Below are 19,000 nucleotides of genomic sequence, written 5' to 3' on the forward strand. Positions count from 1 at the left end.
AGGCGTCAGCTGAGGCGGTGCGCCCCGGCGGCCGGGGTGGCCGGGAGGAAGCGGGGCTCCTGCCAGGAGCGCTCGGCGAAGGACGACGTGACCTGCTGACGGACCGCGTCCAGCCGGTCCTCGGCCACCAGGGCGATGGCGGCGCCGCCGAAGCCGCCGCCGGTCATGCGCGCCCCCCGGGCCCCGCCGCGGACGGCCGCCTCCACCGCGACGTCGAGCTCCGGCGAGGACACCTCGTACTTGTCCCGCAGCGACAGGTGGGAGGCGTTCATCAGGGCGCCGATCTCCGCCGGATGGCCGGCGCGGAGCAGGCCCACGACCGCCTCCACCCGGTGGCTCTCGGTCACCACGTGCTCGACCCGCTTGCGCTCGTCCCCCTGCAGCCGGGCGAGCGCCGCGCCGAGGTCGGTGACGTCCCGCAGTGCCTCGACGCCGAGGGTGCGGGCGGCGGACTCGCACTCGGCGCGCCGCTTGGCGTACTCGCCGCCGGCGTGCTCGTGGTGCACCCGGGTGTCGATGATCAGGATGCGCAGCCCGTCGGCGGCCAGGTCGAGCGGGACGTTGCGGGAGCCGAGCGTGCGGCAGTCGAGGAAGAGCGCGTGGCCTTCCCGGCAGAGCGCCGATGCGGCCTGGTCCATGATGCCGCACGGCATGCCGACGAACTCGTTCTCGGCCCGCTGGCTGAGCAGCGCCACCTCCATGGGGCTCATGCCGAGGTCGTGCAGCTCGTTCAGCGCGGAGGCCACCGAGACCTCCAGGGCGGCGCTGGAGCTGAGCCCGGCGCCCTGGGGGACGTCGCCGTCGAGGGCGATGTCGGCGCCGCGCACGCGGTCGCCGAGCACGGCGAGGACGCCGACGGCGTAGCGGGTCCAGCCCTGGGCCTCGTCGCGGGAGGCGAGGACGACGGGCTCGGGGGAGGGCGCCTGGAGCGACAGCAGGCGGATCGTCTGGTCGTCGCGCGGGCTGACCGCCGCCGTGACGCCCCACGGGACCGCGAACGGCAGCACGAAGCCGTCGTTGTAGTCGGTGTGCTCGCCGATCAGGTTGACCCGGCCGGGCGCGCGCCAGACGGTGGCCGGATCGGCGCCGAACGCGGCACGGAAAGCTTCAACAACGCGCATAATCGAACACCCTTCAACAAGGACCCGACCGTAGACTAGCGCCACGGACGGCACGAGGGGCACACAGGACGGTGATGGAGGAGCTGCGCCATCCCGCGCTCGGCGCGGTGCGGGTCTTCCTCATGCCCGACGACAACAAGGCGCGCAAGCTCCGCTACAACCTCGGCCACCCGCGTGTCCTCACCTTCGGCGGCGCCTACTCCAACCACATCAGGGCCGTGGCCGCCGCCGGGCGCCGCCACGGCTTCGAGACCATCGGCGTGATCCGCGGCGAGGAGCGCCTGCCGCTCAACCCCTCGCTGGCCTACGCCGCCGCCTGCGGGATGCGCCTCGACTACCTCGACCGCGGCTCCTACCGGCGCAAGCACACGCCCGAGGTGCTGGCGCGGCTCCGCGAGCGCTGGGGCGAGGTGACGATCCTGCCCGAGGGCGGCAGCAACGCCGCCGCCGTGCGCGGCTGCGCCGAGCTGCCCGCCTGCATAGACGTTCCGTACGACGTCGTCTGCTGCCCGGTCGGCACCGGCGGCACGCTCGCGGGGATAGCGGCCGGGCTGCCTCCGGGCAAGCGGGCCCTCGGGTTCGCGGTGCTGAAGGGGGCCGGGTTCCTCGCCGGCGAGGTGGCCAGGCTGCAGCGCGAGGCGTGCGGGCGCGTCCTGGACAACTGGTCGATCGACCTCGACCACCACTTCGGCGGATACGCGCGCACCACCCCGGAGCTCGACGCGTTCGCCGCCGAGCACGGCGTGGAGCGGCTGTACGTGGCCAAGATGCTGCTCGGGATCGTCGACCTGGCCCGCCGCGGCGCGTTCGCGGCCGGCACCCGCGTGGTGGCCGTGATCACCGGTCAGCCCTGGACCCCGGTGGCCGAGTGGGGCGCGCCGACCGGCTTCGACTCGGGCGAGCCGCGCTGACGCAGGTAGATCGAGAGCACCACCATCGACAGCACGGCCAGCAGCTCCGACTGCCAGTTCTGCAGGCTGCGGTTCCAGAAGTCGGGCGAGGTCACGTACGCGCCCCAGCCGACGGGGTCGCGCAGGTCGGCCAGCCGCTCCGAGTTGTACGACGACTGCCCCGCCACCGACTGCGCACCCCACGACAGCAGGAAGATCAGCCCCATCACCAGGCCGAGCGAGTTGCTGAAGAGCCACAGGCGGGCCCCCTTCGCCCGGGCACAGGCGGGCGAGTCAGGCGCCGCGTGCCGGCCGACCAGCTGCCGCTCGTCGGACTCGGCCCCCTCCTGGCCCGGCTCCTTCGACTCCGGCGAGCCGCGCTGCACCACCCAGACGGTGACCATGATGAACAGGAAGAACTGCAGGTACTCCGACTGCCAGTTCTCGGCCACGTTCGCCGCGTAGTCGGACGAGAACACGTACCGCCCGAAGGAGACCGGATCGCCGCCGCGCACGAGCTGCCGCTCGTTGTAGTCCAGCATCCCGGCCAGCGCCTGCCCGGCCAGGCTCAGCAGGAACATGACGAGGAAGACCAGAGACAGCGCATTGTCCTTGAACCGCCTCACAGGTGCGACCATCCGATGGCGTAGACGAAGACCAGGCCGGACGCGATGACGAGCAACGTCAGCGTGAACATCACCCTCATCAGCTCTCGACCTCGCACTCGTACGGCAGATCGCGGACCGGCACGCAGCCCGCCGCCACGACCCGCCAGCCGTCGCCGAAGTGGCGCAGGAACAGGGTGTCGTCCTCCAGCCGCACCTGCGCCTCGTCGCCCCAGACGCTCACCTCGGTGACGGGGCCGCCCGCCCGCAGCCGCAGCTCGCGCAGCGCGGCGGCGCACGACTGGCCGGGGCCGGGCAGCTTCTCGGCCGTCTTACGGGCGAGCAGGCCGCAGGCGACCTCCGCCTGACCGGCGGCGAGCGCGGCCGTGAAGCGCTCCGCGGCCCGCGCGGCCCCGGCCGTGTCGGCGGCGCAGCCCGCCGCGAGAGCAGTGAGCAGCACACCCGCGAGGAGTCTCATGCGCCTCCGCTACCCGGACGGTCATCCGGCATGCTCAGGGGCCGAGCTGCTCCAGGATGGGCGCGACCAGCGCGTCCAGCTCGCGGGCCAGCACCGTCACGGCCCGCTGGGCGCTCTGCTCCACCTCGTCGTGCGGCCCCTCGGGCTCCGGCGGCAGGTCGCCGAGCGGCACCGGCGCCTCCACCAGCAGGCTCGCCCGCAGGAACGGGTTGCGGGCCAGGTCCTGCTGGCTCGGCTCGACGTACTGGCCGAAGGTCTCCTGCCAGCCGAGCCAGCCGCGGTCACGCCACCAGGCGCGCGAGCGGGTCAGCTCGGCGGGCAGCGGCGAGGCCAGCCGGACGCGCGCGGTCAGCGAGCCGTCCCAGGTGTTGCGGACGCAGGACGCCTCCAGCACCCGCCGGTCCCAGCGCACGTAGCCGGGCGAGAGCGACGGCGGCGTGGCCAGCTCCCAGGCCGCGCACGCGAACCGGACCGGCGCGATGTCGCCCCACTCGAACGCGTCGAGGTTCTTGCGCACGTGCATCGCGAAGCGGCCGTCGCGGTCCCTGTCGAACTCCTGGTCGATCCAGAACGCCTTGCCCATGCCCCTACGGTACGGCCCCGAGTATCGGCGAATGGCGAGTGACCACAGGGGCAGATGTGTAGCTTTTTCACTTCAGGGGGCGACCAGGGAGCGGGATATGACGTCAGGGCGGCTCGGATCGGCCATGGACCGCTGGGAGGCGGGAGACCTCGAAGGGGCCGCCGCGCTGTTCCGGGAAGCGGCGGCGGCCGGGGACGCCCAGGCCGCCCACCTGCTGGCGAGCCTGCTGGAGGAGCAGGGCGACCTGGACGGGGCCGAGGCGGCGCACCGGTCGGTGATCCGGTCGGGCGACCCCGTGTACGGGCAGCGCTCGGCGATGGCCATGGGCATGATGCTGATCGAGGCCCGGGAGTGGGCCGCGGCGCACCGGGTGCTGTCCATCGCGGCCGACGGGGCCGACTTCGAGGTGGCCGCGCTCGCCGACACCGCGCTGGTGCTGGTCCGTACCGAGCTGGGCGACGCGGCGGGCGCCGGGGAGGCGCTGGAGCGGGCGCGCCGCTCCGACAGCCCCGCCGTGGCCGAGCTGGCGGCCCGGCTCCGGCTGCCGGACCTCCCCCCGGTGGACGACCTGCTCGCCGTGCGCGACCCCGAGGCGGTGTCGCTCACGGCGTTCCGGCTCTATCGGCGGTACGCGGACGAGGCCCGGTACGAGGAGGCCCGCGCGGTCTGCGAGCACGCCGTCGCCGCCGGTCACCCCAGGCACCTGACCCTGACGTACCGGCTGCTCGGCGCGGCCCTGACGGACCTCGGCGAGTACGACGGCGCGGTCGCCGCCTACGCGCGCGCCGCCGAGGACCCGCGGCCCGAGATCCGGCTGCCCGCGCTGCTGGAGCAGGCCAAGGTCATCGGCCAGCTCGGCGACGTGGACGAGACCAAGGCGATCTTCCGCCGGGTGATCGCCGGCGGGCGGCCCGAGTACGCCCTGGAGGCGCAGGCCTGCCTGGCCCAGCTGCACACCGAGGCGGGCGAGGTGACCGAGGCGCTGGCCGCGCTGCGCGCCGTGCTCACCGCCGGGGAGACGGAGTGGGCCTCGGTGTCGGTGACGCTCCTGGCCATGCTGCTCGAACGGCACGCCGAAGCGTACGAGGAGATCATGGATCTGGTGTACCTGGCGGCGCGGAACCCCGACCCCGACGCGGCCTTCAAGGCGACGCTCCTGCTGGACCAGGACGCCCGGCGGCGGCCGTCCGGTCCTGCCGGGAAAGAGACGCTGCGGGATGCCGGCGAGGGGCCGGACCGGCTGCGCACCGGCGGCCTCGGGTGAGGCCACGTCACCGGCGTGTCCGGTGCTCTCGCCCAGCTTGATCACGACATGTACTCGGCGGGTCTGACGGGCCACGGCCCCGACCCTCCCGCCCGAACGTCACAGCCACGACCGGGCAGGAGAGACACCGGCCACCCCCCGAGTCCACGCTGGCGGTGTGATAGCGCTCCCGGACGTTCTTCCCGGTCGTCGCCTACCCGCCCACCCAGTGACCGTTCGGTCCGTGCCGAACCCCCCTAGAATTAAATGACCAAATATGATTATCTGGTCAAATATCTAAAAGGGGGGTGGATGGCCAGGCCAGGACGACCTCCACAGGATCCGGCCCGCCATCTGGAGCGGGCGCACCGGATCCTGGACGCCGCCGCCGAGCTGATCCTGCGCTGGGGCTACGACAAGACGACGGTCGAGGACGTGGCCCGTGCAGCCGGCGTCGCCAAGGGCACGATCTACCTGCACTGGAAGACCCGCGACGCGCTCTTCACCGCGCTGCTCCGGCGCGACCGGGTGCGCCTGGTCGAGGAGGTGCGTGCGGCGGAGCCGGCCACGCTGCCGGAACTGATCGGCGAGCTGACCGCGGCGCTGCTGCGCCGGCCCCTCACCCGGGCGGCCGTGGTCGGCGACTCGGAGGTGCTCGGCAAGCTGACCCGGCAGAAGCTGGAGCGCGGCACCAGCGAATCCGACGCCGCCTTCGGGCGCTACCTGGACGAGCTGGCCCGGCTCGGCGCGGTCCGCGCCGACCTCACCGCCGACGAGCGGACCGCCCTCGTCACCGCGCTGGTGTACGGGTTCCTGATCCCGCAGAGCATGCTGCCGCAGGACCGGAGACTGCCGGACAAACGCGTCGCCGAACTGGTCGCCGACGCCACCGCCCGGGCGCTCGGCACCGGCGCGCCCCCCGGCCAGGACGTCACCCGCGCCACCCGCGCCCACCTCGACGAGATCGAGGAGACCGCCGCCCATCGGCTGGCCCGCTCCCTCGGCCAGGAGACGCGATGAACCGCCACGACGGGTGGTCTGCCCACAATCAGGACCGTGCTGCCGCTGGGCACCGGGGATCACGCCTGCCCACGGTCAGGACCGGGCCGCCGCTGGGCGCCGGGGATCACGCCGCGGCGGGGGTGCTGTCCCGCTGTGTTCACCTCGCGGTAAGGAGATGCGATGAAGACCGTGCTGCCGCTCGGCGCCGCCGGGGATCTCGCCACGGCGGGTGGGAAGGGCGCTTCGCTGGCGCGGCTGGTGGGTGCGGGGATGCCGGTGCCCGGCGGGTTCGTCGTCACCACCGGCGCCTACAGGGCGTTCACCGCCGCCTTCCGGGACGAGATGCTCGAAGCGGCCGCCGCCGGGGATGACGCGCGCATCGCCGGGCTGTTCGCCGCCCACGACCTGCCCGCGGACCTCGCCGACGACATCCGGGCCGGCTATGCGGCGCTGGGCGACGGGGTGCCGGTGGCGGTGCGCTCGTCGGCCACCGCCGAGGACCTGCCGGACCTGTCCTTCGCCGGACAGCAGGACACGTACCTGAACGTCCGGGGCGACACGCTCCTCGACGCGGTCAAGCGCTGCTGGGCCTCACTCTGGAACCCCCGCGCCATCGCCTACCGCGACCGCAACCGGGTCCCGCACGCCGACGTGGCGCTCGCCGTGGTGGTGCAGGAGCTGGTGGACGCCGACGCGGCGGGCGTCCTGTTCACCGCCGACCCCGTGACCGGCGCCCGCGGCGAGACCGTGATCAACGCCGCCTGGGGTCTCGGCGAGGCGGTCGTCGGCGGCCACGTCACCCCCGACACGGTGGTGGTCTCGGAAGGCAAGGTCACGCGCTCCCGTACCGGGGACAAGGCCGTCATGACCGTACGCACCGGCGACGGCACGCGCGAGCGGCCGGTCCCGGCCGAGCTGCGCCGCGCGCCCGTGCTGGACGAGCGGCAGGCGGTCGAGCTCGCCGCGCTCGGTCAGCAAGCCGAGAAGCTGTACGGGACCCCGATGGACGTGGAGTGGGCCAGGCGCGACGGCGCGTTCGTCATCCTCCAGGCGCGCCCGATCACCGCGCTGGGGCGGCAGCACGAGGAGTGGAACGACTCGCTCAAGGGCGACTACCTATGGACGGCGGGCAACCTGGGAGAGGCCATTCCCGACGTGATGACGCCCGTCACCTGGTCGTTCGTGCGGCTGTTCATCGCCGAGGCCATGTCCGCGTCCACGATCCCCGGCTTCGATCTGGTCGGCAACATCGGCGGCCGGTTCTACATGAACCTCAGCATCGCGTTCTCCGTCGCCCGCGCCTTCGGGCTGCGGAGCCGGCGGAGCGCGCTGGAGCAGGTGTTCGGCAGAGTGCCGGCCGGGCTGGACGTGCCGATGCTGGACGCGTCCCGCTGGGAGCTGCTGAGGCGGGTGCTGCCGGTGGCCGTCCAGGTGCGCCGGCGGGTGCGCCGCAACCTCAGGGGCATGCGGGCGTTCCTGGCCGCCTCGCCACAGCGGGCTGGGGAGCTGCGCGCCCGGATCGCCGCCATCTCGGACCCGGCGGAGCTGGCCGGCCTGGCGGACCGGGAGATCCTGCCGTACCTGGTCACCGCCTGCCGGACGCTGGAGGCCGCCGGTCGGCAGGGCGGCGCGACGCTGGTGCTCACCCGCGTGCGGCTCACCAAGATGGCGGGCGAGACGGACGCCGAGGCCATGCTCACCGGCGCGAACGCCGACGGCGAGCTGGCCAGCCTCGGCCTGCTCGTCGGGCTCGGCCGGGTCGCCGCGGGCCAGCTCTCCCGAGAGGAGTTCGCCCGGCGTCACGGGCATCGGGGCCCGCACGAGTTCGAGCTCTCGGCGCCGCGGCCCGGCGAGGACCCGGCCTGGCTGGACGCCCAGCTGGCGGGGCTGCGCGAGCTGCCCGACGACCCCGAGACGCTGCTGGAACGGCAGCGCGAGGCGGCGGAGGCGGCCTGGGACCGGTTCGCGCGGCGTCACCCGCGCCGGGTCGCCGGGATGCGGAGGCGGGTGCGGCGCTGGAACGCCGTGGTGCGCGACCGGGAGGCCGCCCGCTCGGAGGTGGTCCGCGCGTTCTGGGTGCTCCGCGCGTACGTGCTGCGCGCCGGGGAGCTGACCGGGCACGGCGACGCGCTCTTCTTCCTGGAGCGGGAGGAGATCGCCGCGGTGCTCCGCGGCGACACCGCGCCCCTCGCCGAGGTTCCGGTCCGGCGGGCCACCTACGAGCGTTACGCCGCGCTGCCCGCCTACCCGGCGCTGATCGTCGGCCGTTTCGACCCGGTGCGCTGGGCGGCCGACCCCGACCGGCGCGCCGACCTGTACGACGCGCGCGGCGGCGTCCCGCCCGAGGACACGGTCACCGGTTTCCCCGGCGCCCCGGGCGTGGTGGAGGGCGTCGCCCGGCTGATCGGCAGGCCGGAGGACGGAGACCGGCTCCGGCCGGGCGAGATCCTGGTGACGACGCTGACCAACGTGGGCTGGACCCCGCTCTTCCCCCGGGCGGCGGCGGTGGTCACGGACATGGGCGCGCCGCTGTCGCACGCCTCGATCGTGGCGCGGGAGCTGGGCATCCCGGCCGTGGTGGGCACCGGCAACGCCACGATGCGGCTCCGCGACGGCGACCGCGTCCGCGTCGACGGGGAACGAGGCACGGTTGAGGTGCTCGGCTGACCCGCGGCTCGCGTCCGCGTGCCGGGAAGCGGTGCCCGGCTCGCTGGGCCGGCCCCTGGGCGCGTCGCGGGAGCGCTCCCGCGACGCATCCAAGGGCGCAGGCTGGACGCGCCGCTGTCACACGTCCCGAACGCCACGTGAGCCGGGCACAGCATCCCGGCTTACCTGGGGTTTCGTCGCGGGAGCGCTCCCGCGACGGGCCTGACGACGTGAGCGGGATCAGGGCGTGGTGGCCTCGGCGGGGAGGGCGTTGGCGGCCACCACGTCGCGGTACCAGTGGGCGCTGTCCTTCCAGGTGCGCTCCATGGTGTCCCGGTTCACGCGGATGATGCCGAAGCGCTTGCCGTACCCGTGGGCCCACTCGAAGTTGTCCATCAGCGACCACAGGAAGTAGCCGCGCACGTCGGCGCCGCCCGCGATCGCCTCCGTCACCGCCGTCAGGTGGCGGCGCAGGTAGTCGATCCGGTCGGCGTCGTGGACGCGGCCGTCGGCGGAGACCTCGTCGGGGAAGGCCGCGCCGTTCTCGGTGATCATCACGGGCAGCGACGGGTAGTCGCGGCGCAGCCGCAGCAGCAGCTCGGTCAGGCCGGTCTCGTCGATGTTCCAGCCCATCTCGGTGTACGGTCCGGGCTGCTGCACGAACTCGACGTCGTCGCAGTTGATCCAGGGCGAGGCCGCGCCGTCCCCGTGCCCGTCGGCCGTGTCGCGGGGGCCCTTGCCGTCCCACTGCCGCACCAGGACCGGGTTGTAGTAGTTGACGCCCAGCACCTCGATCGGGGCGGCGGCCGTGGCCTCGTCGCCGTCCTTGACGAACGACCAGTCCGTGACGGAGGCGGTGTCGTCGATGAGGTCGCGCGGGTAGGCGCCGTCCAGCATCGGGCCGAGGAAGGCCCGGTTGGCCAGCGCGTCCACCCGCCGCACCGCGTCGGCGTCCCCCTCGGAGACGCCGCGGGCGTGGTGCAGGTTGAGAGTCACCGACACCTGGGCGGCCGGGTCGATGACCTCGCGCAGGGCACGGGCGGCGAGCCCGTGGCCGAGGTTGAGGTGGTGCAGCGCGGCCAGCGCCGCGGCGGGCTCGGTGCGGGCGGGGGCGTGCACGCCGGAGGCGTAGCCGAGGTAGGCCGAGCACCACGGCTCGTTCAGCGTGATCCAGGTGGCCACGCGGTCGCCGAGCGCCTCGCCCATCCGGTGCGCGTAGGCGGCGAACCGGTAGGCGGTGTCGCGGTTCGGCCAGCCGCCCGCGTCCTCCAGCTCCTGCGGCAGGTCCCAGTGGTAGAGGGTGGCGACGGGGGCGATGTTCCGGGCCCGCAGCCCGTCCACCAGCCGCCGGTAGAAGTCGAGCCCGGCCTGGTTGAGCCGGTCGCCGCCGCCGGGCAGCACACGCGGCCAGGAGATGGAGAAGCGGTAGGCGCCGACGCCCAGCTCGGCGAGGATGTCCAGGTCCTCTTCCAGGCGGTGGTAGTGGTCGCAGGCCAGGTCGCCGGTGTCGCCGTTGGTCACCAGGCCGGGGGTGTGGGAGAAGGTGTCCCAGATGGACGGCCCGCGGCCGTCCTCGTTCCAGGCACCCTCCACTTGGTAGGCGGCCGTGGCCGTACCCCACAGGAAGTCGTCGGGGAAAGCGGGCATGACGGATCTCTCCTCATTGTTCTCGCGGGTCATGCGTCGATGGTCCGCAGCGCGGCGACGCCCTGGGGGGCGAGCGTGACCGCGCCGTCGGCGGCGGCCCCGGTCAGCAGGTCGCGTGCCGGGGCGGGGATCGGCACGCGGGCCGTCTCCGCGCCGTGGTTGAGCAGGAAGAGCACGGGGCCGCGGCGGACGGCCTCGACGCCGGGCGGCGGCGGGCCGGGCAGCGCGCCGGTCACGCCCGCGTCGGCGAGCAGCCGTCCGGCCAGCGCGGTGAGCGCGTCGTGCCCGGGCAGCGTGGCGACGTACCACGCGGTCCCGGCACCGTAGGAGTGCCGCAGGACGGCTGGGCCGCCGCCGTCGGCGAAGACGGCGACCGGTTCGGCGCCCTCGGCCCGGACCAGCTCGGTCCAGAGGCTCGCGGTGAACGCGCCGCCGTCCGCCCAGGCGCAGCGCACCTCCCGGTCCTCGGGCACGGGCAGCCACTCCTCGCCCGACATGCCCAGCACCTCGCGGAGCGGCACCGGGAAGCGCCCCTGGTAGACGCGCGCGTCCAGGTCGGCGACCGCGGAGAAGGGACCGGCCGCGAAGGTGCCGCCTGCTCGTACGTACGAGGTCAGCGACGCGGCGTCAGCCTCGGCGAGCAGGAACAGGCTGGGGGCCACCACCAGCGCGTAGCCGGACAGGTCGGCCGACGGCGGGATCACGTCCACGGCGACCCCGCGCTCCCAGAACGGCCGGTAGTAGCGGAACAGCTCCTCCACCGGGTCGAGGCGGTCGGTGGGCAGGCCGCGCTCGGTCGCCGCCCACCAGCTCGGCCAGTCGAAGATCAGCGCCACCCGCGCGGGCGCCCGCGTGCCGGCCACCCCGGCGAGTCTCCGCAGTTCGGCGCCGTGCGCGCGCACCTCGCGGTGGAGACGCGTGTCCGGGCCGGCGTGCGGCAGTATCGCCGAGTGGAAGCGCTCGGCGCCGGAGCGGGAGGCCCGCCACTGGAAGTAGCAGAGCCCGTCAGCGCCGCGGGCGACGGCCTGGAGGGACTCCAGCCGGAGCCGCCCGGGCGGTTTGGGCAGGTTGTGGGAGCGCCAGTTCACGGCCGAGACGGACTGCTCCATGAGCATCCACGGTCCGCCGGCGAGGGAGCGCATCAGGTCGTGCGTGAGCGCGGCCCGCACGTGGGTGAGCGGGTCGGCCGGGTCCGTGTACCAGTCGTTGGAGACCACGTCCTCCTCGGGCGCCCACGACCAGTAGTCGGCGTGCGGGAAGAACCCCATGAAGTTGGTGGTGACCGGGATGTCCGGAGTGTGCGCCCGTAAGACGTCGCGCTCGGCCTTGAAGTGCGCCAGCAGCGCGTCCGAGCAGAACCGCCGGAAGTCCAGCCGCTGCGCCGGGTTGATCAGGTACGGGGCGCGCCGCGGCGGCAGCACCTCCTCCCACGCGCTGTAGCGCTGGGACCAGAAGGCGGTGCCCCACGCCTCGTTGAGCCCGTCCAGGCCGCCGTGCCGTCCGCGCAGCCAGGCCCGGAACGCCTCCGCCGTGGTGTCGCAGTGGCAGACCTGCCCGTACTCGTTGCCCACGTGCCACAGGGCCAGCGCCGGATGCCCGGCGTACCGGGCGGCCAGGTCGGTCACCAGCGCCAGCGCCCGCTCCCGGTAGACGGGCGAGGACGGGCAGAACTGGTTGCGCGAGCCGTACCAGAGCCGGTGCCCCGACTCGTCCACCGGCAGCGTCTCCGGCCACCGGTGCCCCATCCAGGGCGGCGGAGACGCGGTGGGGGTGGCCAGGTCCACGGCGACGCCCGCCCCGGCGAGCAGGTCGAGCACCCGGTCCAGCCAGCCGAAGTCGCGGACGCCCGGCTCCGGCTCGATCCGCGCCCAGCTGAACACGCCGACGGTGACCAGGTTGACCCCGGCCTCCTTCATCAGCCGGACGTCCTCCGCCCAGACCTCCTCCGGCCACTGCTCGGGGTTGTAGTCGCCGCCGAACAGCAGCCCCCGGTCCCGGGTCAGGCCGCGCAGGCCGGGGCTCACCGCCCGGCCCCGCTCCCGCGCGGCGCCGCCGAGCTGTCGCCCACCACCAGCCGGCACGGCACCAGACGGCTCATCGGCGGCGCGTCCGGGCACTCCAGCCGGTCGATCAGCATGCGGGCGCCCAGCCTGCCCAGCTCGGCCCCGGGCGGCTCCAGCGTCGTCAGCCGGGGCCGGAACATCTCCGCCACCCGGGCGGAGGCGCTGGCCAGCATGAGCGTGAGGTCGCCGGGGACGCGCCGGCCGCACTCCTCGACCGCCTGCAGCACGCCGACGGCGGCGCGGTCGCTCATCACCGCCACCGCCGTCACCTCGGGGTGCTCGGCCATCAGCCGCTCGAAGGCGAGCCGTCCCTCCTCGGCCGTCTCGGCGCGCACGTCTCCCGCGTACCACAGGCCCGCCTCTCCGGCGGCGGCCGCCCACTCGCGCCCGGCCCGGACCGAGGGCCCGTACTCGGGGGAGTAGGCGCTGGTGGAGTGGTTGAAGAAGGCGATCGCCCGGTGTCCCAGCCCGGCCAGGTGCGCGACGGCGTCCCTGGCGGTGCGGGCGAAGTCGATGTCGGCGTGGTCGATCGCGCCGGGCTCCCGGGTACGCCCGATCATGGCGAACGGCACCCCCGACTCCAGCAGGAAGTCGGTCCGCTCGTCGGCCAGCCGCACCTCCATCAGCAGCACCCCGTCCACCAGGCCCATCCCGGTCAGGTAGCGCAGCTCCTCGACCGGGTCGGCGGACTCCGGCGACAGCAGCATGTGGTAGCCCAGCTCGGCGGCGGCCTCGGCGGCCCCGGTGGCGAACCGCATCTCGGTCAGCCCGAACCCGCTGCCGGGCGGCGGGAACAGCAGCGCCAGGATCCGGGTGCGCTTGCTCACCAGGCCGCGGGCCAGCAGGTTCGGCCGGTAGCCGAGCTCGGCCGCCGCCTGCTCGATGCGGCGTTTGGTCTCCGCCTTCACCGGCCGGGTGCCGTTGAGCGCGGCGGAGACCGTGCTGACCGCGACCTGGGCGCGCTCGGCCACGTCACGCAACGAGGTCATGCCCCTCCGGTTCCGCCGGTCGAAACGTTTCGCACCGAACGTATGAGGCGGTTTGGGGGAATGTCAACGGTCTGACCGGATCTTTCAGGGCTCTATGAGTCCCGCCCTGATCGCGTAGCGGGTCAGCTCCAGCCGGTCCCGCATGCCCAGCTTGGCCAGCACGTTCGCGCGGTGCCGGTCGACCGTCTTCGTGCTTATGACCAGGAGGTCCGCGATCTCCCTGGACGAGTGACCCTCCGCTATCAGCTTGACGATCTCCTCCTCACGCGGCGTGAGCAGGCTCGACGGGTGCTCGTTGCCCTGGTGCTCGCGCTGCAGGAAGTCGCGGATGAGCGCGGTCACCGCGCCCGGGTAGAGAAAGGGCTCGCCGCGCATCGCGGCCCGGCACGCCTCCAGCAGGTCGCGGTCGGCGACGGACTTGAGCACGTAGCCGGAGGCTCCCGCCTTCAGCGACTCGAACAGGTACTGCTCGTTGTCGTACATCGACAGCATCAGCAGGCGCACCTCGGGCGCGCGCCGCGAGATCTCCCGCGCGGCCTGGATGCCGGTCATGCGCGGCATGGCGATGTCCAGGATCGCCAGATCGACCCCCTCACCGGCCAGTTCGACGGCCTCCGCGCCGTTGCCGGCCTCCGACACCACCACGAGATCGGGCTCGGCGTCCAGGATCAGCCGCAGCCCCCGGCGCACCAGCGCGTGGTCGTCGGCGAGCAGGATGCGGGTCCGTTCCAACCTGATCAGTTCCTTCCCGGCCGCACCGGAATGGTCAGCCGTACAGTGGTTCCGCCCCCCGGCGGGTTGGTGATGGACAGGCGGGCGCCGATCAGCAGCGCGCGCTCGCGCATCCCACGGACACCCGCTCCCTCGGCGATCGGGCCGCCGCGGCCATCGTCGGCGATCTTCAGGATCACGTTGCCGGGCTCCCGGCAGAGCGAGAACTCGACCCTGGACGCCTTGGCGTGCCGGGCCACGTTGGTCAGGCTCTCCTGGGCGATCCGGTAGATCACCAGCTCCGCCTCCTCGCCCAGCTCCGGGAGGTCGGACTCCATCCGCCGGACCACGATCGCGTCGGACATCTCGGCGAAGTCGGCGGCCAGCGCGTGCAGCGAGGCGATCAGGCCCAGGTCCTCCAGCATGCCCGGCCGCAGCCGCCGGGCGACCTGGCGCACCTCGTCCAGGCTGCTGCGGACCATCTCCTGGATGCCGTGGAGCTCCTCGCACAGCTCCTGCGGCGCGCGGTCGACGGCGCGCTTCAGCCCGAGCAGCACCACGGTCAGGCTCTGGCCGATCTCGTCGTGCAGCTCGCGGGCGATGCGCTGCCGCTCGCCCTCCTGGGCGGCCAGCGCGTGCGCGGCGGCGGTGCTGCGCTCGGCCTCCAGCCGGTCCAGCATCTTGTTGAACGTGGCCACCACGTCGGTCAGGTCGCCGTTGCCGCTCTCGGCGAGCCGGTCACGGGAGCTCAGCAGGTCGACCCGCTGCATGAGCGCGGTCAGCGCCACCAGCGGCGCCAGACTCCGGTGCAGCAGCACCGCGTTGATGGCGAGCATCACCGTCAGGCCGATCGCGAGCACCGGGATCTCGGTGGGCAGCACCAGCGGGGACACGGTGGCCGGGGAGACCGCCAGGATCAGAAAACCGGTCGTGAGCACCAGCCCGTTGATCAGAATGAGCCGCCGGAACAGCGCCTGCGCAGGTGAGCGCGCTGAGACCGGACCTCGCTGGTTCATAGCATCAGCGTCGCCGCAGGACCGCTTCGATGTCCATCGGTGGCAGCACCCATCTACCTAGGCGGCCCTACATGCTGTCCCCCAGCCGAGATGGGTGTCAGACCTGATGGCGTCTTTACCCTCTCGTTACCGAAACTGTAGGCCATGAGATCTCTGGACATATCAGCACCGTATCTGTTGCCCATGGCCCGCCCGGCCCGCACCGGCCCGCCGGGGCGCGCCCGATGAGCGGTGTCATCGCCCTGACCGTCTTCGTGGTGGCCTACGCCTTCATCGCCACCGAGAAGGTGAACAAGGTCAAGGTGGTGCTCGTCGCCGCCGGTGTCATGGCGGTGCTCGGGCTGATCCCCGGCGCGCACGTCTTCTTCTCCGAGACCGAGGGGATCGACTGGAACGTCATCTTCCTCCTGCTGGGGATGATGATCATCGTCGGGATCGTCAAGCAGACGGGCCTTTTCGACTATCTCGCCATCTGGGCCGCCAAGAAGTCCCAAGGCAGGCCGTACCGGTTGATGGTGATGCTGATGGCGATCACCGCCGTCGCCTCGCCCTTCCTGGACAACGTCACCACGATCATGCTGGTCGTGCCCGTGACGCTGATGGTCTGTGAGCGGCTGGACATCCCCGCTCAGCCCTACATCATCGCCGAGGTGCTCGCCTCCAACATCGGCGGCGCGGCCACGCTCATCGGCGACCCGCCGAACATCATCATCGGCAGCCGCGCGGGGCTCACCTTCAACGACTTCCTCGTCCACATGACGCCCATCGTCGTGGTGACCTTCGCCGCCTTCCTGCTGCTGGCCTTCTTCATGTTCCGCCGGTCGTACGTGTACAACCCCGAGCGGGTGGCCGAGGTGATGAAGCTGCAGGAGAAGCGGGCCATCACCGACGGCCGGCTCCTCATCCGCTGCATGGTCGTGCTCAGCCTGGTCATCGTCGGCTTCGGCCTGCACGCCCTCGTGGACGTCGAGCCGTCCATCGTGGCGCTGGTGGGCGCCGGGGTGATGATGCTCGTGGCGCGGGCCGAGACCTCCGAGGTCATGGCCGAGGTCGAGTGGCCGACGCTGGTGTTCTTCATGGGCCTGTTCGTCATGGTCGCCGGGCTGGTGCACACCGGGGTGATCGAGACCATCGGCACCTGGGCGATCGCCGCCGTCGGCGACAACTTCTTCGGCGCGGCCACCGCGCTGGTCTGGGGTTCGGCGATCCTCGGCGCGTTCTTCGACAACATCCCCTACGTGGCCACCATGGCGCCTATCGTGGAAGGGCTGGTCGCACAGGCTCCCGATCCTGGCACCGGGCAGGCGTTGTGGTGGGCGTTCGCCCTGGGCGCGGACTACGGCGGCAACGGCACCGCGGTGGCGGCCAGCGCGAACGTGGTGGCGATCGGGCTCGCGGCCCGGTCCGGTCACAAGATCACGTTCTGGCAGTTCACCAAATACGGCATCCTCACCACGGCGATCAGCACGGCAATGGCCTGGCTCTACGTCTGGCTGCGCTACTTCGTCTGAGTAGGGAGGGCAACGATGACGTTGCCGCAGCTGTACGTGGTGTTGCTGGCGGGCGGCCTGGTGCTGCTCGCCAGCATCGCCGCGGCGCGCACCGCCGCCCGCCTGGGCCTGCCCAGCCTCCTGCTCTTCCTCGGGCTGGGCGTACTGGTCGGCGAGGACGTGCTGGGCGTGCCCTTCGACGACGCCCAGCTCGCCCAGACGCTCGGGACGACCGCGCTCGCGGTCATCCTCGTCGAGGGCGGGCTGAGCACCCGGTGGGCCGACGTCCGGCGGCTGCTCGCCCCCTCGGCCCTGCTGGCGACGGCCGGCGTGGTCATCAGCGTGCTCGTGACCGCCGCGGGCGCGCACTACCTGCTCGGCATGGACTGGCAGCTCGCGCTGCTGCTGGGCGCCATCGTGTCGTCCACCGACGCGGCGGCCGTCTTCGCGGTGCTGCGGTCGCTGCCGCTGCCGCGCAAGCTGGCCAGCATGGTGGAGGCCGAGTCCGGTTTCAACGACGCGCCCACCGTGATCCTGGTGCTGGTCTTCAGTGCCTCCGGGGGAGTGCCCGGCCCGGGGGCCATCGCAGGGCAGATGGTCTACCAGATCGCCACCGGCGCGGCGATCGGGCTGGTCGTCGCCATGGCCGGCGTGGCGACGCTGCGCTACGTGGCGCTGCCCGCCAGCGGCCTGTACCCGCTGGCCTCGTTCGGCTTCGGCATCATCGCCTTCGCGGCGGCGGGGGCGGCCAACGCCTCCGGGATCATCGCCGCCTACCTGTCGGGGATCGTGCTCGGCAACGCCGTCCTGCCGCACCGGGCCGCCACCCGCTCCTTCGCCGAGGGGGCCGGCTGGCTGGCGCAGATCGGGCTCTTCGTCATGCTCGGCCTGCTGGTCGACCCGAGCGACCTGCTCGGCGCGCTGGTCCCGGCGCTCGTCATCGGCGCGTTCCTGCTGCTGGTGGCCCGGCCGATCTCGGTGTTCCTGTGCCTGTTCCCGTTCCGGGTCCCCTGGCGCGAGCAGGCGTTCATCTCCTGGGCGGGGCTGCGCGGCGCGGTGCCGATCGTGCTGACCACGTTCCCGATCGTGGCCCAGGTGCCCGGGGCCATCTACGTACTGCACATCGTCTTCGTCCTGGTCGTGGTCTTCACCCTGATCCAGGGGCCCGCCCTGCTCGGGATCACCCGCATGCTCGGGCTGGTCAGGCCGGAGGAGGCCAGGGAGGTGGGCATCGAGTCCGCGCCGCTCGACGTGCTCGACGCCGAACTGCTCACCGTCACGGTCCCCGAGGGGTCCAAACTGCACGGCGTCGAGGTGTCGGAGCTGCGGCTGCCCAGACCCGCCGCCATCAGCCTGGTCATCCGCGGCGGGACGGCGCTCGTGCCCGCTCCCGACAGCAGGCTGTACGAGGGGGACCAGCTGCTGATCGTGGCCACCGCCCGTACTCGCGACGAGGTCGAGCGGCGGCTGCGCGCGGTGGGCCGCCGGGGCCGGCTGGCCCGCTGGCACGGAGAGGACGGCGATCCGGACCCCCGCCCCGGCCGCACCGACGGGAACGGCGGCGGATGGAGACCACACCGGCCGCGCTTCCGGAAACCGGCACCGCCGGCCGGACCCCGGCCCGAGGAGGAGGCCGGCTCCAAGCCGTCGGTCTCCGCCACGGCCGACGCGGGCTGACCGGTGCGGCACCACCGTAGCAAGCCCTCGCCCGGAGGCGAGGGCGGGGGTGCTACGGCCGCGGGTACCCGAGGGCGCAGGACAGCTCGTTGGCCGTCTTGGCCACGGTCATCCCCAGCTCGTGCAGGTGCGGTTCCTCCGGGACGCGGGTCAGCGTCATGCTGATGGCCGCGACGATGAGGCGCCGGTGGTCGCGCACCGGGGCCGTCACGCCCGCCGGGATGTCGTCCAGCTCCATCTCGGTCACCACGTACCCGAAGGTCCGCACGTGCGTGAGGTCGGCGAGCCACTGCTTCTCGCTGGCGACCGACGAGTCGAGCTCGGCCGGCAGGGTGGCGCGCAGCAGCTCCCGCACGTGCTCCTGGTGCCAGTCGGCGAGCAGCGACCGGCCCGCGCCCGCCATGATGACCGGGACCGTGATGCCCTCCCAGACCAGGTGGTAGGCCCGCGACGAGGGGGCCGACAGCAGCGTGAGAACCTGTTCGCCGCGGAGGACGCACAGGTGGACGTCCTCGTCGTAGGCGGTGGCCAGCCGCCGCAGGTACGGCTCGGCCACCTGGACGAGCCGGGACTGCTGGGTGCGGGCCGCGAGCGCGAAGAGCCGCCAGCCGAGGCGGTAGCGCCGGGTGAGTGGATCGCGCTCTACCATGCCTTCAGCCTCGAGTGCGCGCAGCGCCCGTGAAACCTGGCTCTTCTCGCGTCCCAGGCGTTGCGCGATCCAGCTCACGCCGAACCCGTCGGCATCGCGTTCATCGCCGTGACCAGCGAGAACGTCAAGAATCTCCAGGTCGCGGCGGAGTCCCGCCGACGGCACTGTCGGCCTCTCGGTCATCCTCATC

The 19,000-nt window shown here is 73.1% G+C and carries 16 protein-coding genes; 6 read left to right on the top strand and 10 right to left on the bottom strand.

What is annotated here, in order from left to right:
- Positions 1-5: 5 nt before the first annotated feature.
- The gene (galK, locus tag AB0J42_RS08285; protein WP_364290280.1) at positions 6-1,121 is read right to left on the bottom strand and encodes a galactokinase; all 1,116 of its coding nucleotides are present in this window, start codon (positions 1,119-1,121) and stop codon (positions 6-8) included.
- Between the two features lie 74 nt (positions 1,122-1,195).
- Here galK and AB0J42_RS08290 point away from each other — a divergent pair, with 74 nt between their 5' ends.
- Positions 1,196-2,032 (top strand): pyridoxal-phosphate dependent enzyme, encoded by an 837-nt coding sequence (locus AB0J42_RS08290; protein WP_364290282.1) that lies wholly within the window; start codon positions 1,196-1,198, stop codon positions 2,030-2,032.
- On the opposite strand, the gene AB0J42_RS08295 is transcribed toward AB0J42_RS08290, so the two are convergent.
- The 3 genes from AB0J42_RS08295 to AB0J42_RS08305 form a co-directional block, all read right to left on the bottom strand.
- Positions 1,966-2,637, bottom strand: coding sequence for a DUF6766 family protein (locus AB0J42_RS08295; protein ID WP_364290284.1), 672 nt, complete (start codon positions 2,635-2,637; stop codon positions 1,966-1,968). The two genes, AB0J42_RS08290 and AB0J42_RS08295, sit on opposite strands and share 67 nt — an antisense overlap.
- 79 nt (positions 2,638-2,716) lie before the next feature.
- Entirely contained in the window at positions 2,717-3,094 is a 378-nt protein-coding gene (locus AB0J42_RS08300) for a hypothetical protein (RefSeq protein WP_364290286.1), read from the bottom strand.
- 34 nt (positions 3,095-3,128) lie between these two features.
- Positions 3,129-3,677 carry a hypothetical protein gene (locus tag AB0J42_RS08305; RefSeq protein WP_364290288.1) on the bottom strand — a complete coding sequence of 183 codons (549 nt, stop codon included), beginning with the start codon at positions 3,675-3,677 and terminating at the stop codon, positions 3,129-3,131.
- 97 nt (positions 3,678-3,774) lie between these two features.
- On the opposite strand from AB0J42_RS08305, the gene AB0J42_RS08310 reads away from it, so the two are divergent.
- From AB0J42_RS08310 to AB0J42_RS08320, 3 genes are all read left to right on the top strand, one after another.
- The gene (locus AB0J42_RS08310; protein ID WP_364290290.1) at positions 3,775-4,941 is read left to right on the top strand and encodes a tetratricopeptide repeat protein; all 1,167 of its coding nucleotides are present in this window, start codon (positions 3,775-3,777) and stop codon (positions 4,939-4,941) included.
- A 291-nt stretch (positions 4,942-5,232) separates the two neighbouring features.
- Positions 5,233-5,940 (top strand): helix-turn-helix domain-containing protein, encoded by a 708-nt coding sequence (locus tag AB0J42_RS08315; protein WP_364290292.1) that lies wholly within the window; start codon positions 5,233-5,235, stop codon positions 5,938-5,940.
- Positions 5,941-6,102: 162 nt separating this feature from the next.
- Positions 6,103-8,589: a PEP/pyruvate-binding domain-containing protein gene (locus AB0J42_RS08320; protein ID WP_364290294.1), complete on the top strand. Its 2,487-nt coding sequence runs from the start codon at positions 6,103-6,105 to the stop codon at positions 8,587-8,589.
- Between the two features lie 219 nt (positions 8,590-8,808).
- Here the strand turns inward: AB0J42_RS08320 and AB0J42_RS08325 are convergent, their stop codons facing one another.
- The 5 genes from AB0J42_RS08325 to AB0J42_RS08345 form a co-directional block, all read right to left on the bottom strand.
- Complete coding sequence (locus tag AB0J42_RS08325; protein WP_364290296.1) at positions 8,809-10,248, bottom strand: GH1 family beta-glucosidase; 1,440 nt, start codon at positions 10,246-10,248, stop codon at positions 8,809-8,811.
- On the bottom strand, positions 10,245-12,296 hold the full coding sequence (locus AB0J42_RS08330) for a beta-galactosidase (RefSeq protein ID WP_364290298.1): 2,052 nt from the start codon (positions 12,294-12,296) through the stop codon (positions 10,245-10,247). The genes AB0J42_RS08325 and AB0J42_RS08330 overlap by 4 nt, the downstream gene beginning before the upstream one ends.
- Positions 12,236-13,267 carry a LacI family DNA-binding transcriptional regulator gene (locus tag AB0J42_RS08335; protein WP_364290300.1) on the bottom strand — a complete coding sequence of 344 codons (1,032 nt, stop codon included), beginning with the start codon at positions 13,265-13,267 and terminating at the stop codon, positions 12,236-12,238. Before AB0J42_RS08335 ends, AB0J42_RS08330 begins: the two co-directional genes overlap by 61 nt.
- Before the next feature lie 84 nt (positions 13,268-13,351).
- The gene (locus tag AB0J42_RS08340) at positions 13,352-14,005 is read right to left on the bottom strand and encodes a response regulator transcription factor (protein ID WP_364290518.1); all 654 of its coding nucleotides are present in this window, start codon (positions 14,003-14,005) and stop codon (positions 13,352-13,354) included.
- Positions 14,005-14,994 carry a histidine kinase gene (locus AB0J42_RS08345; protein ID WP_364290302.1) on the bottom strand — a complete coding sequence of 330 codons (990 nt, stop codon included), beginning with the start codon at positions 14,992-14,994 and terminating at the stop codon, positions 14,005-14,007. The genes AB0J42_RS08340 and AB0J42_RS08345 overlap by 1 nt, the downstream gene beginning before the upstream one ends.
- A gap of 224 nt (positions 14,995-15,218) precedes the next feature.
- Here AB0J42_RS08345 and AB0J42_RS08350 point away from each other — a divergent pair, with 224 nt between their 5' ends.
- On the top strand, positions 15,219-16,505 hold the full coding sequence (locus AB0J42_RS08350) for an ArsB/NhaD family transporter (protein ID WP_364290304.1): 1,287 nt from the start codon (positions 15,219-15,221) through the stop codon (positions 16,503-16,505).
- A gap of 15 nt (positions 16,506-16,520) precedes the next feature.
- Positions 16,521-18,161 (top strand): potassium/proton antiporter, encoded by a 1,641-nt coding sequence (locus tag AB0J42_RS08355; protein ID WP_364290306.1) that lies wholly within the window; start codon positions 16,521-16,523, stop codon positions 18,159-18,161.
- 52 nt (positions 18,162-18,213) lie between these two features.
- Here the strand turns inward: AB0J42_RS08355 and AB0J42_RS08360 are convergent, their stop codons facing one another.
- Positions 18,214-18,999: an IclR family transcriptional regulator C-terminal domain-containing protein gene (locus AB0J42_RS08360; RefSeq protein ID WP_364290308.1), complete on the bottom strand. Its 786-nt coding sequence runs from the start codon at positions 18,997-18,999 to the stop codon at positions 18,214-18,216.
- Position 19,000 lies beyond the last annotated feature (1 nt).

The sequence above is a fragment of the Nonomuraea sp. NPDC049649 genome (assembly GCF_040675175.1).
Lineage (GTDB): Bacteria > Actinomycetota > Actinomycetes > Streptosporangiales > Streptosporangiaceae > Nonomuraea.

Coding starts and splice junctions, on each gene's coding strand:
- AB0J42_RS08345 (WP_364290302.1), bottom strand. CDS start 14,994: ATGAACCAGCGAGGTCCGGTCTCAGCGCGCTCACCTGCGCAGGCGCTG.
- galK (WP_364290280.1), bottom strand. CDS start 1,121: ATGCGCGTTGTTGAAGCTTTCCGTGCCGCGTTCGGCGCCGATCCGGCC.
- AB0J42_RS08325 (WP_364290296.1), bottom strand. CDS start 10,248: ATGACCCGCGAGAACAATGAGGAGAGATCCGTCATGCCCGCTTTCCCC.
- AB0J42_RS08355 (WP_364290306.1), top strand. CDS start 16,521: ATGACGTTGCCGCAGCTGTACGTGGTGTTGCTGGCGGGCGGCCTGGTG.
- AB0J42_RS08350 (WP_364290304.1), top strand. CDS start 15,219: ATGAGCGGTGTCATCGCCCTGACCGTCTTCGTGGTGGCCTACGCCTTC.
- AB0J42_RS08310 (WP_364290290.1), top strand. CDS start 3,775: ATGACGTCAGGGCGGCTCGGATCGGCCATGGACCGCTGGGAGGCGGGA.
- AB0J42_RS08335 (WP_364290300.1), bottom strand. CDS start 13,267: ATGACCTCGTTGCGTGACGTGGCCGAGCGCGCCCAGGTCGCGGTCAGC.
- AB0J42_RS08320 (WP_364290294.1), top strand. CDS start 6,103: ATGAAGACCGTGCTGCCGCTCGGCGCCGCCGGGGATCTCGCCACGGCG.
- AB0J42_RS08360 (WP_364290308.1), bottom strand. CDS start 18,999: ATGAGGATGACCGAGAGGCCGACAGTGCCGTCGGCGGGACTCCGCCGC.
- AB0J42_RS08305 (WP_364290288.1), bottom strand. CDS start 3,677: ATGGGCAAGGCGTTCTGGATCGACCAGGAGTTCGACAGGGACCGCGAC.
- AB0J42_RS08290 (WP_364290282.1), top strand. CDS start 1,196: ATGGAGGAGCTGCGCCATCCCGCGCTCGGCGCGGTGCGGGTCTTCCTC.
- AB0J42_RS08300 (WP_364290286.1), bottom strand. CDS start 3,094: ATGAGACTCCTCGCGGGTGTGCTGCTCACTGCTCTCGCGGCGGGCTGC.
- AB0J42_RS08315 (WP_364290292.1), top strand. CDS start 5,233: ATGGCCAGGCCAGGACGACCTCCACAGGATCCGGCCCGCCATCTGGAG.